The organism is Nocardia sp. NPDC051981, assembly GCF_040680715.1.
In the GTDB taxonomy this organism is placed as follows: Bacteria; Actinomycetota; Actinomycetes; order Mycobacteriales; family Mycobacteriaceae; genus Nocardia.
In genome coordinates, this window is the sequence record NZ_JBFAXK010000005.1 from 72,939 (window position 1) to 88,437 (window position 15,499).

Consider the following 15,499-nt stretch of genomic DNA (forward strand, 5'->3'; position numbering starts at 1 on the left):
CGGTCGTCCAGCGTGTGTCCTGTGCTGGCGTGGCGTCTCCGCACCGGGTTCGGTGTGGCCGGTCGACGGATTCCAGACCTGGGGTCTCGGTGCGCGATTCGGCGCCCCCGACACCCGCTCTGCTAGCTCTTCAGGAACCTGAGGTAGAAGGCTGGGAGGATCAGGACGATGCCGATGTTCACCATCAGGCGGTCCCAGAAATGGGCGGCGGGAGAGGGTCAGGCGGGCGGGGTGCCCAGGATCGTCGTGGGTTCCTTCTCGTCGCGCGGATCGCGGTCGGCGTCGTGGACCGCTTCCTTGCGGGCCACCAGGCCGGATACGTCCGCCAGCGGGATGTGTGGAATCAGCAGGGCCACAAGGAAAGCGATCGCCAGGCCGGGGAGCAGGTAGGCGAATACCGGAACCAGCGCATGGGCGTAGGCCCCGACGATGGCATCGCGCAGTGGCGCCGGAAGGTGGTTGACGACCGCCGGCGGCAGTGCCGCCGGGTTGGCCCCGGTGGACAGCACCTCGCGCGGGTGTGCCCGGAAGGCGGCGTCGAGATTGCCGGTGAGACGGTGGGTGAAGATGGAACCGAAGATGGCGACGCCCAGCGCGCCGCCCATCTCACGGAAGTAGTTGTTCGCACTCGTCGCGGTCCCGACATCCGTTGCGGGAACGGCGTTCTGGACCAGCAGCACCAGCAGCTGCATGACCATGCCGAGCCCCAGCCCGATGACGAACAGCATCGCCGACACCACCCACGCCGGGGTGTGTGCGTCCAGGCGCGTCATCCAGATCATGCCGGCGGCGATGATGACCACGCCCAGTGGCGGGTAGACCCGGTAGCGGCCGGTGCGGGTCACCGCGCCCAGGGTGACGGACACGGTCAGGAACATGCCGATGGTCATGGGGATCGACAGCAGCCCGGACGCCGACGCCGAGACGCCTGTGGCCATTTGGAGAAATGTCGGCACGAAGGCCACCGACGCGAACATGATCAGCCCCATGATGAACCCGAGCAGCGAGGTGGTCGCGAAGGTGCGGTTGCGGAACAGTCGCAGCGGCAGCATCGGTTCCGCGGCTCGCGATTCCACGCCGATGAATACCGAGATCACCACCGCCACGGTCACCATCATGGCGACTATCGTCGGCGAGCCCCACCCGTAGCGTTTGCCACCCCAGTCGCTGATCAGGATGAGCAGGGTGGTGCCCACGCTCATCAGCGCCGCCCCGAGATAGTCCGGCCGCACGGCCGGTCGCTTGCTGGGCAGGGTCAGATGTCGTGCGGCGATGATCAAGGCCGCCAACCCGATCGGCACATTGATCCAGAAGCACCACCGCCAGCCCAGGTGATCGGCGAACTCGCCCCCGAGGATGGGTCCGCCGACCGCCGTGAGCCCGTAGATCGCGCCCATCGGCGCACCATATTTGCCGAGTTCCCGGGCGGGCACCACATCGGCCATGGTGGCCTGGGCGAGAATCATCAGCCCGCCGCCGCCCACGCCCTGCAGCGCCCGGAAGGCGATGAACTCCCAGAACCCGGTCGACATCGCCGCCCCGAACGAGGCCGCCGTGAACACGGTGATGGCGAACAGGAAGAGCCGGCGCCGCCCGAACAGGTCGCCGAACTTGCCGTACAGCGGCATGACGAGGGTGGTGGCCAGCAGGTAGGCGGTGGTGGTCCAGGCCATGTGCGGGACGCCGCCGAGCTGGCCGACGATGGTGGGCATGGCCGCGCCGGTGATCATCTGATCGAGGCTGGCGAGCAGCAGTCCGGCGGACAGGGCCACGAAGATGAGCCAGATGCGCCGCTGTGTCATGACCAGGGGCGCGGAAGCGGTGGTGGCGAGAGCCATTTCGTCAGTCCTCGGTGCTGAAGGGTGGTCACCAGCGCACGGGTAGCGCGGTCAGTCCGCCGGTGAAGACCTCATCCCGCTCGGCGAGGGTAGCCGGGTCGACGGCGAGGGTCAGGGTGGGGAATCGGCGCACGAGTTGCCCGAAGGCGATCTGCAATTCGAGCCGAGCCAGCGGCGCGCCGAGGCAGTAGCGGGGGCCGTAGCCGAACAGGAAGTGCGCGGCCTCCTGCCGGGTGATGTCCACGCGCTCGGGATCGGTGAACAGCGCCCGGTCGTGATTGGCGGAGGCGATGCCCAGCAGCACCAGATCACCGGCCGCGATCTCCACATCGGCGACTTCGAGCGCACTGCGCGCGTACCGGGGCAGGCTGCTGGCGTCGCAGGCGCGCAGCAGTTCCTCGGCGGCCGAGGCCACCAGTTCGGGCCGTTCGTGCAGCAGCCGCCACTGGCCGGGATTCTCCAGCAGCATGCGCACTCCGACCCCGATCTGCACCGCCGAGGTCTCGTGCCCGGCGAACAGCAGAACCATGGCATGCGTGGCGATTTCGGTGTCTGCGACGCCGTCGATCGCGCACAGCCGGGACACGACGTCGTCGCCGGGATCGCGCCGCTTCTCCCCGACCAGCTCCAGGCAGTAGGCGAACAGCTCGGCCACACCCTGCTCGACCTTGGCGCGGTCGGCGACATTGCCGACCGCGTCGACCCAGTCCCGGAACAGGTTCCGGTCTTCGTACGGCACCCCGAGCAGCTCGCAGATCACCAGCAGCGGCAGCGGCAGGGCCAGCGCGGCCTGCAGATCGGCGGGCGAGCCCTGGTCGGCCATCGCGTCGAGCAGCTCCGAGGTGAGTTGCTCGACCCGCGGCCGCAACTCCCGCATCCGCCTGGGCGAGAAGTGCGGCTGCAGCAGGGTGCGCATGCGCGCGTGATCCTCGAGCTCGGTGTCGAAATTGCCGATCGGCCCGCCCGAGAAGGCCGACTCCCCCAGCCGCGCCGCGGTTTCCGGCGTGCGATGCGCGCGGCCCAGCCGCGGATCGGTGAACAGGTCGCGCACCAGCTCGTAACCGGTGGCCAGCCAGGCCGGATCGCCCGTGGGCGTGGTGACCCGGGTGACTCCGGATCCGACGACCCCGGTCACCGGGCAGATGGACGGAGGGAGCGGCATTGTCATGGCGGTGCTGTCCTCAGGGGAGTTCGATCAGAACGGCGTGGTGTTGAACGGTTTCCGCGCGGGGGTGAAGGCGCGGTCCAGTGCCTCGAGGGCTCCGGTGGCGATCTCCTCCACGCGGCCGGCGCGCGCGAGCTCGCCGAGGGTATGGGCGCCGAAATAGGCGGTGGTGAGTTCCAGCGGACCGATGCGGACATCGGCCCCGGCCTCCTCGACGGGCGACCAGCTGCCGCGACCACCCGCGATATCGAGCAGGTAGGCGCCGGAACTGAGGCCCCACGGATCGGCGACCTCGACCACCCCGTGGAAGTCGCCGCGGAACTCCCGCGACGCGATGGCCTTGGGCAGGTTCAGGATCCACATCCACATGCCCGCGTCGATCCCGGTCACCGCGGCCGCACGGGAGTCCTCGAGCAGCAGCTGGGTGGGGTCGTCGAGCGCGGTGTCCATCCGGATCTCCGTGTACTCGCCCTGCCCGAGCAGGCACCGCAGCAGTTCCTGGTGCGCGGCGACGGTGAGCGCGCAGAAGTCCTTGACCAGCACCGTATTCCCGGCCAGGTCGTAGATCACGTAGCCGTCCGGGTGCACGATGATGAAGGACTGCGGGCTGATGGCACTCGCCCACCAGGATTCGCCGCGATCCAGTGCGCCCGGGGTGGCCTGCTGCCACAACGCGTAGATCTGCCGCAGCTCCCCCACCGATTCCGCCAGCCCGACCTCGCGCACCGAGGCCGAATCCCGCTCGGAGACGCGCAGTTTCGCGCGTCCACGGTCGATGCGCAGGTGCCGGGTGTGCGTCGTGACCCCGACATAGGCGTAGCTGCCGCCCGGGCCGGGCATGGCAGCCAGCACGTCCGCTTCGGTCTCCATGGCGATGGTCATGAGCTCGGCCTGGACCTTGGCGTAGATGCCGCGCTTCTGGTGGGTGGTGGCGACCATGCCCTGCGCGCATGCCGCGACCGACAACTGCGCGCCGCCCGGCACGGTCACCGTGGTGCGGATGATCGCGGCGGTCCCCACGATGCGCGGTTGCCGCGCGATCGAGACGTCCTCGACCACCGCGATGTCCTCGAGCCGAAACTGCCGCTTCCACGCCTCGAAGTCGTGGGTCTTCACCCCGCCGAATGCGCGGGCATACCGCCCGCGCAGCTCGTCCCAGTCCGATTCGACGGCCCGGCGGGTGATGATGCCGTCGATGATGCGGCTCTCCCAGTCCGCCATGAGTTCCGATGTCATGCCATGCCTTTCGGGTCGGGAGCGGGGTGCACGGGCAGATCGGCGGCGTGGGTGCGCACCTTGTCGAGCGCGGTCAGGATGTCGTCGATGTCGCAGCGCCGGCCCAGCAGCACGCTGTGGTGCAGCAGCAGGGTGTGGTCGCGGTAGTGGTCGGCTCCGGTGAAGGGACGACCGGCGGCACGTTCGACGGCGTCGCCCCACCAGCGCGCGAAGCGGGGTTTGGTGTGCGGGCGCAGCAGGGCGCTGCGGTGCAGGGGCGCGCGCGGCGGGTAGACCCTGGTGCCCAGTTCGGCGGTGAGGGCCGCGGCCACCTGGTCGACGGTGGCGTCACCGAAAGTGTCGGGCTCGAAACGGATTCCGTATTCGTAGACGGCACGCCGATCCACCGGGGCGGGCACCGGAATGGGTGCCAGGCCGGGGAATGCGGGCAGTCCCGCTTCGAGTTCCTTGGCGCGCGTCTCGCGGATCGTGTGCTGGTCGTCCAGGCGCGGCAGCTGGTCGAGCAGCAGCGCCGCGGTCAGTTCGGACATGCAATAGTTCGCGCCCATGACCGTGCCGTCCTCGACGAGTTCGTATTCGCCGGGCGCGGGACCGTCGTCGGTGTATCCGCGGGAGTCGGCGCGCAGCATGAGCATTCGCCGGTAGAGCTCGTGGCTGCCGGTGATCGCGGCCCCGGCCTCCCCGGCGGCGAGGGATTTGGCGGCCCCGAGGCTGAAGATGCCGATCTGGCCGAAGGTGCCGACCGCGCGTCCGGCCCATCGGGTGCCGTGCGCCTGCGAGCAGTCCTCGATCAGCGCGAGCCCGGCGGCGTCGGTGACCGCGGTGATCCGGTCGAGTTCGGCTGCGGTACAGGCCAGGTGCACCACGATGACCGCTCTGGTGCGTGGTGAGATCGCGGCGCCGAGGTGGCCGGCGGTGAGGCAGCCGGTGGCGGGATCGACGTCGACGAGCACCGGGACCGCGCCCACGCGCAGCACCGCGGTGGCCGGGGCGACCCAGGTCATGGCGGGCACGATCACCTCGTCGCCGGGGCCGATGCCGAGCGCTTCGAGCGCGATGACCAGGGCGCTCGAGCCGTGGTCGACGCTGACCCCGTAGTCCGCGCCGTTGTAGCGGGCGAACGCCTCCCCGAACATCCGCTCGCGGGACTTGCCGCCCTTCGGGCTGTACCAGGTGACCGACCAACGCGACGAGTGCAGTGCCGCAAGCAGTTCCGCCGCGGTGCGATTGTCGTACTGGGGCCAGCGTGGCCACGCACGCGCCGAGCGCACCGGCGGGCCGCCGAGTATCGCGAGCACGGCGGGCCTACCCGACCACGACCGGCGCGGACGCCGACGGCTGGGCGATCACGTCGAGGGCGGCGCGGATCTCGCGCACCGCCACCGGCACCAGCGGCAGGTCGCCGGTGTACTCCGGGCGGCCGAGGGCGCGCAGCAGCACGAACGGCACCGCATCGGGCCGAGGCGGCAGATAGCCCCTCTTGTTGTCGCCGGCGACCACCGCGAGCACATCATCGATACGCACCGAATCCGGCAGCGCGGGTTCCACCCCCAGACCGGTGACGATCTCGTAGTGGACGCTCACCTCGTCGTCGGACAGCCACCCGCGCGCGTGCGAGATGTGCGCGGCCACCAGCATTCCCAGCGCAATCGCGGCGCCGTGCGGCAAACCCGCCGTGCCGCGCACGCGATGATCGCAGATCTCGATGGCGTGGCCGACGGTGTGACCATATTCGAGGACCAGCCCCGCGCCGCGCTCGTAGGTGTCATCCCGGGTGACCGCGGATTTCGCGGCAATGCTGGCGTCCAGCAGCCATAGTAGCGAATCCGGTGCGGTCATGTTCCCGATCACCGCCCGCAACCCGGCCAATGCGGACGGGTCGATCGCGAGGCAGTTCTTCGCCATTTCGCACAGGCCCGAACGCAATTCGCGTTCGGGGAGGGTGGTGAAGAACTCGACGTCGGTGAATACCGCCTCGGGCGCGTAATAGGTGCCCAGATGGTTCTTGCCCACTTCGCTGTTGATGGCCTGCTTGAGCGAGAGCACCGAATCCATCGCCGCGATGGTCGTGGTCGGTACGTGCACCAGCCGCACACCCCGGAACAGCAGATTCGCCATCAGCCCCGCCAGATTGCCGGGTACGCCACCGCCGAAGGACACCACCACCGACCGTCGCGTGATGCCCGCGCGCAAAGCGTTTTCCAGGTGGCCGGACAGGCAGGTCAGCGTTTTCATCGACTCGCCGGAGGGATGCGAAAGGATCAGGGACGGAATCGATCCGGCCAGCCGGTCGATATCACGGCGGTAGCGGGACAGCACCTCGTCATCGGTGACGAATACCAGCCGGTCCGCGCCCAGCGCGGCGATGGCCGCACCGATCTCGGTGATGCAGTCGCGGCCGAAATAATAGGGAAACGATTGTTCCCCGATCACTATCGGGCGCGACCGCAGCCCCGATTCGTCGCCCGACAATGAAGTACTGACCATTTCCGGTGCCGCTCCTCGCTATTCGCCGCCCATCGACTCCCCGGCCGGCGCCGCTGCCGTCCCTCGCACGGCCAATATCGAATGCGAGCTCCCCGCTTGGCAACCGCTCGGATACCCCAGTCATGAGCAGGTGAATTCGCGAGCACCACTGCGCGAAACAGGTTTCCGCACCGCGACCACCGGCGGTGGTACCACCGCATCCGGGCACCCCGGCTCGTCGTTCCACCACACCCGGCGGGGGGCGGGCACCTAGGGTGGAGGCACGCTGATCTGTTCGAGGGGATGCCGTTGGCCGACAACGAATTCGGGCTGCCGACCGCCGAGGGGCTGCGCGCGCCCACGCTGGCCGAGTTCGTGCGCGAGCGGCGCGCCCGGGCCACCGACCGGCATCCGGCGGGCCTGACCCGGAAACAGCTGGCCGAGGCCACCCACGCCAGCCTGGGCTACATCGCCAAGATCGAACAGGGTGAGGCGCTCAATCCCGGCCCGGCCATTCTGGATTCGCTGGCGGCGGTGCTGGAGCTGGATGTGGCCGAGCACATTCACCTCTACCACCTGGCCCAGCAGCGTCCGGCCGCCTCGTCCGCGCGGGCGATGCGCGTCGGGGATCCGGCCGTGGGCGCGGTGCGCACCATTCTGGACGCGCTGCTGCCGCATCTGGCGGCGGCCCTCGACGGCGGCTGGCATGTGGTGGCGTGCAACAGCGCCTTCGACGCGGCGCTGCCGGGATTGTCGCGGCACGGCCACGTGCTGCGGTGGATGTTCACCGACCCGCGGGCACGCCTCGTGGTCGAGGAGTGGGAGCGCGAGGCTCAGTTGATGGTCGGGCGTTTCCGCGCCTACGCCGCCGGGTCCCGCGACCGCGACGAGATCGACCAGCTGCTACGGGAACTGGGCGAGCAATCCGACTTCCGGCGGCTGTGGACCGCGGGACATGTGCACATCGGCCGCCACGACCCCACCTTCACGCTGCGGGATCCGCGCACCGCCACCGTGTTCGACGTGCGGGTGCAGCGCTATCGCGGGACCGCGCCGGGTCCGGCGCACCAGCTGTTCCTCGGACTGGTCGAGACCTGATCAGGACGGCAGGGCGGCGAGGAACTCCCGCAGCAGCGCGTTGACCTCGCCGGGGTGGGTGAGGTTCGGTGTCATGGCGGCCCCGGCGACGGTGTGCACCGGAGCCGGACTGCCCAGCGCCGCAGCCAGTTCCGCGACCTCCTCGGCGCTGGTGGCCTGATCGGCCAGCCCGCGGATCACCAGCGCCGGACAGTCGATGTCGCCGAGCAGCTCGTGCACCGAATCACGGTTGACCAGGCACTCGCCCGCCAACCGCATCCGATTGCGCGGTGCGGCGGCCCATTTCGCCCGCCACGGCTGCTGATCGGCGGCGGTGCCCCCGATCATGAGCGAGCACACCATTCTGATGGTGGGCCCCGGGATCGCGCTGCTCGCCCACATGTCGAGCACCTCGCGGTACCCGGCACGCCGCTGCGGCGTCATGGACTCCGCGCTCGACCCGATCACGATCAGCCCCGCCACCCGCGGCCGCGCCAGCAGCGCCATGCGCACGGCCGTGAACCCGCCGTGCGCGACCCCGCCCACCACGACGCGCTCGAGGCCCAGCTCGTCCACCACCGCCCACGCGTCACGGGCGAGATCCCAGTAGCTGAACGGGGTTTCGTCGTCCTCGCTGGCCCCGTGCCCGCGTGAGTCGATGGCGATGATCCGGTAGTCGGGCGCGAGCGCGTCCATCTGCGGGGCGAACATCTCCTGGTCCATGAACAGGCTGTGCCCGAACACCACCGCCGGCCCCGGCCCGCCGGTATCGGTGTAGTGGATCTTGACCGATCCGCGGCTCGCAAACGGCATTCCGAAACTCTTTCGCTTCACCCGGCAGGAAGCGCTCACCGTAGCGCAGATTCCAGCTCGGATGGATGGCGTTGCGAGATGCGTCACGCGAGCGGCCCGGCCGGGCGTTTCACCACGAATAATGTTCTGCGCGTGGAAAATACGGCTAAACGCGCGGCTCCAACAGGTACTCCACCAGGGTGATCAGCGAATGCAGGCACGGATTGCGGTCCCGGGCGTCGAGCCGCATCAGCGGCGTGCCCTGGTCGAGGTCGAGCGCATCGCGGACCTCGTCGAGCGGATGCTTGGGCGCGCCCTCGAAGTCGTTGACGGCCACCGCGAACGGCACACCGCGCTCCTCGAGGATGGACAGCGATTCGTCGGCCTTCTCCAGCCGGCGTGTATCGACCAGCACCAGCGCGCCCAGCGCACCGACGGCCAGGTCCTCCCAGATGGGCACGAACCGGCGCTGGCCGGGCGTGCCGAACAGGTACAGCGCCAGTTGCGGATTCAGGGTGATGCGGCCGAAGTCCATGGCCACCGTGGTGGTGGTCTTGCCCGGCAGCCCGGCCATATCGTCGACGCCGACGCTGGCCTCGGTGATCGTCTCCTCGGTGCGCAGCGGCCGGATCTCCGACACGCTGCCCACGAACGTGGTCTTCCCGACGCCGAAGTTCCCCGCCACCAGCAACTTTACGGTGCGGGTGACGGTCTGCGGCACATAGTCGACGACGCGCTCATGCGGAGAGAGCGCGGAGTCCATCGAGTACCTCCTCCAAGAGGGCTTTGCCCGGCAGCGCTTCCACCGGGGTCGGGACGGCCAGATGGCCGCTGTCCAGTAGATCCGCCACCAGGATCTTCACGACCGAAGGCGGCAGGTCCAGATAGGCCGCCAACTCGGCCAGCGTCAGCACGCCGCGGCGGGCGAGCTGGATGATGCGGCGGGCGTCGGCCGACGCGCCGGGGGCCGGATCGGCCACCGCGACAACCAGACTGACCAGATCCAGCACCCGCGTGGGGCGCGATCGGCCGCCGGTGCGCACATACGCCCGGACCAGATCGGGGTCGCGCCGCGGCCGGCTCATGAGCGCGGCAGATCCGCCCTGGTCCGCGACATACTGCCGAGCTCACGCCCGACCCGCAGGGCCAGTTCGTTCATCCGGTGCGCGACCAGGCTGACATCCACGTCCTGGGTGGTCGAAACACCCAGGAGCGCACCGGCTCCGGCGGCGGTGATGAAGATCATGCCGTCGGCGTACTCGGTCATGTTCTGGCGCACCGCATTGTCGGAGGTGCCGCCGCAGAACTCGGCGAGCGCCTTGCCCAGGGCCCGCAGGCCGGAGGCGGCCGCGGCGAAACGCTCGGCGTCGTCGATGCTCACGCCCCCGGTGTGCGCGATGCGCAGGCCGTCCTCCGATAGCAGAACGGCGAACCGGACCCCCGGCGCTTCGAGATCGTCGAGCAACCAGGCCAGCCGGTTGGTGTCACTGACAGCCGTCACGGGCGTACCGGTCACGATGTCATCCCTTCGGAGTGGTCGAACGCGGCCGCTCGACCGCGCTGGGAGCCGCTGTGCCAGGCAGCGGCGATATCGGGTCGCGCGGATGTCTCATCCACGACGACCGGGCGCACGGGTGCCGCCACCGACACCGACGCCGAGCGGCGGCGCCGCTTGGGCAGGCCACCGGAGGTGAGTTCCTGAGGCGCCGAATCCATGGCCACCACCGTGGGTTCCGGGTCGGGTGCCGGGATCCGGGCGGGCGCCGGCACAGGGGTCGGGGCGGCAACGGCCACGGGTGTCGGGGCGGGCGCGGCCAGCAGGGTCTCCGGAATGAAGACCATGGCGCGCATGCCGCCGTACATGTTGGGGCCGTCGATGTAGACGGAGAAGCCGTAGCGGCGCGCGAGTGCGGCGACACCCGGGAACCCGACGCGCGGGGTCGGGCCCAGCGCGTGGATGTCGACGAGCTGGTCGCCCGCGAGCACGCGGCGGGTCTCCTCGAGCTGCTCGGGGTTCATCCGCACACCCGCGTCGTCGATGATCACCGTGATGCCGTGGTGACCCTCCTGGAAACCGATGTCCACGTACGAGGTCGGCGGCGAGTAGCGCAGCGCGTTGTCGAGCAGCGTCGCGATGGTGTGCACCAGCGGTTCCACCGCGCGGCTCACGACCGGGCGGTCCAGCTCGGTGGCGCGCACCCGGGTGTAGTCGCGGACTCGGCCGGTGGCACCGCCCACCACGTCGGTGAGGGTCTGCTGCGGCCAGCGACGGCCGGGCAGACCGCCACAGACGATCACATAGGACTGCGCCTGGCGGATCATCTGCTGCACGGAATGGTCGATGCGGGTGAGCGTTTCGAAGGTCTCGTCATTGCGGTGCTGACGCAGCGCGGCGCTGAGCACCTGGCTGACGTCCGCGCCCAGGCTCACCACCGAGGCGCCGAAGGCACGCACCGCGGCCGAGGTGGCCTCGCGGGCGGAGCCCTCCACCTGGGCGCGTGCGGCGTCGGCGGCCTCGGCGACCGCGCTGCGCGAGGCCTCCCCGGCCTGCGCGACGGCGACGCGGGCAGCCTCCTCGGCCTGGGCGATGGCCAGCTGGGCCACCTCCTCGGCCTGGGCCACCGCGGTCTCCCGCTCGGATTCGGCCTGCGCGACCGCGAGCTGCGCTTCGGTCTCGGCTTCGCGCCGGACCCGGTCGCGGGTCTCGGCGGCCACCTTCTGCAGCTCCTCGCCGCAGCGGGCGGTCCACTGCCACACCAGCTCCGCGATGCGCGACTGCTCGAGCACGATCGGCAGGTCCACGGTGGGGTTGTCGGGGTCCGAGCGTCGGACGGCGGCACCGATGGCGGGCACGACGTTCTCGGTCAGGTTCACGATCATGTCCTCGACCGCGACGTCGCGGTTGGCCTGCTCCGCGCGCAGGGCGGCAACCCGCCCGCGTTCAGCGCGCATGGCACGCCACAGAAACAGCAGCCCGACCACGGCGAATAGGAGCGCGGCAGCGAGAACCCAGGAAAGCAGCACGGCGTTGTCTTGATTCATCAATTCTCTTGTCGTCCGGCCGATCCTGAAATCGGCGGAGCCACCATAGCAGAATCCTCTGTCTCCCCTAACCTTTCGGTATCTCCGAGCAAACCGCAACCCGGAGCCTATGCAGCTCACAGCATTTCACCGCGATTTGCACCCCGAAGCCCCGGTGCGGAAGGACCCGGTCACCCGGGCGATCCGAACCCGAGGTCCACGGCCCGACAGTTGGTCACTCGACCACCGCCCCGGATTCCGTGCTGTCCCCGCCCCTCACCTGCGCCCCCGGCCCTGCCTGCACGCCAGCAACCGCCCGGTTCCCGCAGCAAACCCCGCGTGGCACCCGGTGGAGACCGCATCAGCAAATCGTCTCCACCGGATGCCGCGGCAACGGGCACTGTTCGCGCGGGCCTCAGCCGGTGGTGGCCGCCGTCGTGGCAGTGACCGCATCGGCGATCCAGGGAACGACCGCCGCGCGCACATCGATCCGCCGTGGCAGCAAGCCGTTGGCGCTCAGCAGGTCCGCCGCGCGCTGTTGCTCATCGAGGAACTCCGCGGTCACCGGACCGACGCCGAAGGGCCGGCCACGCAGGGCGCCCTCCCAGGCATCGAGGTCGGCGGTGCCGCCGCGGGCGACGATATCGTCGACGAAGTACCGTGCGGCCGCGCGGGGGTTCTCGGCGATCCACGCGTCGGATTCCTGCAGGGCGGCGATGATCGCCTCCAGTTCCGCACGGTGCTGCTCGGCGAAGCCGCGGCGGGTGAACCACAGTGACGGGTGGCTGAACACCGACTCGGTGTCGACGAGAGTGTGCAGTTCGGTGGTGGCCTCGAGCGCCGTCAGCGCGGGGTAGGCGCCGACCCAGGCGTCGAGTTCACCGGTGCGCAGCAGGTTTCCACCATCGTGGATATCGGTGTCGACCGGTTCGATATCGGCCCAGCCGAGGCCGGCGCGGTCCAGGGCGAACAGCAGCAGGGTGGTCTGCCAGGAGCCGTGGGCGATGCCCACCCGCTTGCCCTCCAGGTCCGCGACGGTCTCGATGCCGCTACCGGCCAGGGCGACCAGGCGGCCGTTCTCGATGCGCGGGCCGGAGATGCCGACGTAGACGATGCCGCGATCGTTGCCCAGGGCGGTGATGGGCGGGGTGAAGCCGGTGCCGATGAAGTCGTAGCCGCCCTCGGCGAACAGCCAGTCCGAATGCTGGGACGGCAGGGCGGCTTTCACGTCGACGGGTGCGGGCTCGGGCAGTGCCCGCAGATCGACCCATTCCACGTCGGGCAGGGCGCGTTCGAGGATGCCGCGGTGGCGCAGGACGAACAGGGAGTTGTTGTGCGGGAAGTACCCGACGCGGACGCTCATGAAATCTCCTGGTGATTGCGTGTTTTCGAGGATGTGGTCGCGGTGGTCAGCGGGTGGCTGCGACAGTGGCGGCCGGGCCCGGTACGGTGAGGCGGGAGCGGCCGAGCAGCGGCAGCACCTCCTCACCGACCCGGTACGCCTCTTCCAGGTGCGGGTTCCCGGCCAGGATGAACGCGTCCACACCCAGGTCGATGAGTTCGTCGAGGCGCTGGGCGACCTGCTCGTAGCTGCCGACCAGGCCGAAGGCCGGGCCGCCGCGAATCAGGCTGAACCCGCACCAGACATTGGGCTGGACCTCCAGATCCCGGTAGCCGGTAATGGTTTCGGGGACCCAGCCCTGGATGCGGGCCGCACCGACCGAATCGCCCTGGGCGGCGCGGTTGGCGGCGTCCCGATCGACGAAGGCCCAGCCCTGCTCGATCTCCGCCCAGGCGGCCTCCGCGGTGTGACGGGCCACGATGTCGATGCGGACGGCGAACTTCGGTGTGCGGCCGGTGCGTTCGGCGTGTGCGCGCACGCCGTCGAATTTGGCGCGCAGGTCGGCGAAGGGCTCGAGCCAGGACAGGTAGTAGTCGGCGTGGCGGCCCGCGGCCTGCACGGCGGCAGGTGAGGAGCCGGAGAAGTACACCTCCGGGAACGGCTGCCCGGCCAGGGCGGGCGGCAGTGCCGCGCCCTCGGTGCGGAAGAAACGGCCCTCGTGGTCGAGGGGTTCGCCGTCCCATACTCCGCGCAGCACCTCGAGGAATTCGCTGGTACGGGCATAGCGGTCGTCGTGGGAAACCTTGTCGCCCCACCACAGTTGGGCCGGTCCCCCGCCGCCGCTGATGATGTTGTAGACCAGCCGCCCGCCGGTGGCGCGCTGCAGGCTGGCCGACATGCGCGCGGCCTGCACCGGGTGCAGGAATCCGGGCTGGAAGGCGACCATGAACCGGTAGGTGGTGGTCTCGCGGGCCAGGGCGGCGGCCACCGCCCACGGGTCCTCGGTGATGGGGAACGACGGCAGCAGGCCACCGAGGAAGCCGGCCGATTCCGAGGCGCGGGCGACGGCCGCGGCGTGATCGAGGTAGCTGTAGCCGTCGAGTTCGCCCGCGCGCACGGCCGGGGCGATATTGCCGGGACCGTAGCCGCCCGCGTGGCCGCGGTTGTAGCGGCGCGGGGTGCGCAGCGAGGCGTGATCGCCCTCCATGCCGATGCGCCAATAGATGTCGATGGTCATGCGGTGGCCTCCTTCAGGGTGCGGCCGGTCGGGTCGGCCAGGAACAGCAGGTGTTCCCCGGCGCGGTAGACCTCCTCGAGGTGCGGGTGCCCGGACAGCACCACGGTGTCGACGCCGGCCGTGGCGTATGCCCGCAATCGCCGCGCCACCTGCTCGTAGCTGCCGACCAAGCCGATGGCCTGCGGATATCCCAGCTGGGTGAAGCCCGCCCAGCGCCCGTCGCCGAGATCCAGCGCCTCCGCACCCGGCCCGTCCGGATACAGTTCGCGCCATTGCCTTTCGACCCGGGCCCACGCCTCGGTCTTGGTCTCGCGGGCGATGACGGGCACTTCGACGCCCGCCCGCACGGTGCGCCCGGCCGCGGCGGACAGCGCCCGCAGTTCGGTGAGGGACGCGTCGAGGCCCTGCGGCTTCTCGGTGAAGACGTGCACATCGCCGTGACGTGCCGAAAGTTCCAGCGCCGCGGTCGAATCCCCGCTCAGGTACACCGTCGGGAAGGGCAGGCCGGACAGGATCCCCCGGAATCCGCCGTCGATGACGTCGTAGTACTCCCCCGCGTAGTCGAACCCGGTGCCGCGGAATCCGGCCGCGGGCACCGGGTTCTCGTTCCAGACACCGCGCGCCACGGTGAGGAATTCCGCTGCGCGCGCGTACCGGTCGTCGCCGGTGACGCGGTCACCGCGCTGTCGCGCGTCGTCGGCCTCGGTGTCCACCGCCAGCCGCCAGCCCAGTCGCCCCGCCGAGAACCGTTGCAGGGACGCCGAAACTTTCGCCGCATAGACCGGCGTCCCGAAGCCGGGAGGGAAGTCGACGACGACGCGCGTGTGCCGTGTGGCCCGCAGCGCCGCGCCCGCGACGATCCACGACTCTTCGCCCGCCGGGTCGTAGGGCGCGAGTACCCCGTCCAGACCGGACAACTCGGCGGCGTGCACCACCTGGTGCAGGTAGTCGAACGGCCCGAACCGCCCGGCCCGGACATCGGTCACGGCACGATCCACCGTGCGGGCCTCGACGCTCGCCGAGCCGCCTACCTCGGCCGGATCAGCGCCGACCACACTGAGGGCGGGTCCTCGGCCGTTGTCGGGCGTGCCGCCGATCCCGTTGCGCCCGGCACGATTCCGATCGGCATCGACGGCGGGGATCGAACTGCCGCTCCGGCCGCGGTGCCGCAGCCCGGCATCGGCGCGGCGGCCGTCGCCACGGCTGGGCAGCCGCCACAGGTACTCGGTCATGCCCGCACCTCCGCGGCGGCGCTTGTCGATCTGCGCGCGCCGCGCCTGTGGCGCGCGGCGAGGTCGGCGGGAGCGGTTGAGCGCGATCGGGGT

The 15,499-nt window shown here is 70.3% G+C and carries 14 protein-coding genes; 1 reads left to right on the plus strand and 13 read right to left on the minus strand.

Features of this window, described 5'->3' with window-relative positions:
* Positions 1–218 precede the first annotated feature (218 nt).
* The 5 genes from AB0L60_RS11650 to AB0L60_RS11670 are packed head-to-tail and all read right to left on the minus strand — an operon-like array spanning position 219 to position 6,726.
* Positions 219–1,838 (minus strand): MDR family MFS transporter, encoded by a 1,620-nt coding sequence (locus AB0L60_RS11650; protein ID WP_364611116.1) that lies wholly within the window; start codon positions 1,836–1,838, stop codon positions 219–221.
* A gap of 28 nt (positions 1,839–1,866) precedes the next feature.
* Entirely contained in the window at positions 1,867–3,006 is a 1,140-nt protein-coding gene (locus AB0L60_RS11655) for a cytochrome P450 (protein WP_364611119.1), read from the minus strand.
* Between the two features lie 27 nt (positions 3,007–3,033).
* Positions 3,034–4,239, minus strand: a complete 1,206-nt coding sequence (locus tag AB0L60_RS11660) for a GNAT family N-acetyltransferase (RefSeq protein WP_364611122.1) — start codon at positions 4,237–4,239, stop codon at positions 3,034–3,036.
* Positions 4,236–5,537: a DegT/DnrJ/EryC1/StrS family aminotransferase gene (locus AB0L60_RS11665; RefSeq protein ID WP_364611125.1), complete on the minus strand. Its 1,302-nt coding sequence runs from the start codon at positions 5,535–5,537 to the stop codon at positions 4,236–4,238. Before AB0L60_RS11665 ends, AB0L60_RS11660 begins: the two co-directional genes overlap by 4 nt.
* Positions 5,538–5,544: 7 nt before the next feature.
* Positions 5,545–6,726 carry a 2-deoxy-scyllo-inosose synthase gene (locus AB0L60_RS11670; RefSeq protein WP_364611128.1) on the minus strand — a complete coding sequence of 394 codons (1,182 nt, stop codon included), beginning with the start codon at positions 6,724–6,726 and terminating at the stop codon, positions 5,545–5,547.
* Between the two features lie 288 nt (positions 6,727–7,014).
* Here AB0L60_RS11670 and AB0L60_RS11675 point away from each other — a divergent pair, with 288 nt between their 5' ends.
* Entirely contained in the window at positions 7,015–7,803 is a 789-nt protein-coding gene (locus tag AB0L60_RS11675; RefSeq protein WP_364611131.1) for a helix-turn-helix domain-containing protein, read from the plus strand.
* On the opposite strand, the gene AB0L60_RS11680 is transcribed toward AB0L60_RS11675, so the two are convergent.
* The 8 genes from AB0L60_RS11680 to AB0L60_RS11715 form a co-directional block, all read right to left on the minus strand.
* Positions 7,804–8,595 (minus strand): alpha/beta hydrolase, encoded by a 792-nt coding sequence (locus tag AB0L60_RS11680; protein WP_364611134.1) that lies wholly within the window; start codon positions 8,593–8,595, stop codon positions 7,804–7,806.
* 145 nt (positions 8,596–8,740) lie between these two features.
* The gene (locus tag AB0L60_RS11685; RefSeq protein WP_364611137.1) at positions 8,741–9,337 is read right to left on the minus strand and encodes an ATP/GTP-binding protein; all 597 of its coding nucleotides are present in this window, start codon (positions 9,335–9,337) and stop codon (positions 8,741–8,743) included.
* On the minus strand, positions 9,312–9,659 hold the full coding sequence (locus AB0L60_RS11690) for a DUF742 domain-containing protein (protein ID WP_354832974.1): 348 nt from the start codon (positions 9,657–9,659) through the stop codon (positions 9,312–9,314). The genes AB0L60_RS11685 and AB0L60_RS11690 overlap by 26 nt, the downstream gene beginning before the upstream one ends.
* A complete protein-coding gene (locus AB0L60_RS11695; RefSeq protein ID WP_364611141.1) occupies positions 9,656–10,090 on the minus strand; it encodes a roadblock/LC7 domain-containing protein in 435 nt (144 codons plus the stop codon). The genes AB0L60_RS11690 and AB0L60_RS11695 overlap by 4 nt, the downstream gene beginning before the upstream one ends.
* Positions 10,087–11,616 carry a sensor histidine kinase gene (locus AB0L60_RS11700; RefSeq protein WP_364611144.1) on the minus strand — a complete coding sequence of 510 codons (1,530 nt, stop codon included), beginning with the start codon at positions 11,614–11,616 and terminating at the stop codon, positions 10,087–10,089. The genes AB0L60_RS11695 and AB0L60_RS11700 overlap by 4 nt, the downstream gene beginning before the upstream one ends.
* A 394-nt stretch (positions 11,617–12,010) precedes the next feature.
* Complete coding sequence (locus AB0L60_RS11705) at positions 12,011–12,958, minus strand: ABC transporter substrate-binding protein (RefSeq protein WP_364611147.1); 948 nt, start codon at positions 12,956–12,958, stop codon at positions 12,011–12,013.
* Between the two features lie 46 nt (positions 12,959–13,004).
* Positions 13,005–14,174 carry an LLM class flavin-dependent oxidoreductase gene (locus AB0L60_RS11710; protein ID WP_364611150.1) on the minus strand — a complete coding sequence of 390 codons (1,170 nt, stop codon included), beginning with the start codon at positions 14,172–14,174 and terminating at the stop codon, positions 13,005–13,007.
* A complete protein-coding gene (locus AB0L60_RS11715) occupies positions 14,171–15,406 on the minus strand; it encodes an LLM class flavin-dependent oxidoreductase (RefSeq protein ID WP_364611153.1) in 1,236 nt (411 codons plus the stop codon). Before AB0L60_RS11715 ends, AB0L60_RS11710 begins: the two co-directional genes overlap by 4 nt.
* Between the last annotated feature and the right edge of the window lie 93 nt (positions 15,407–15,499).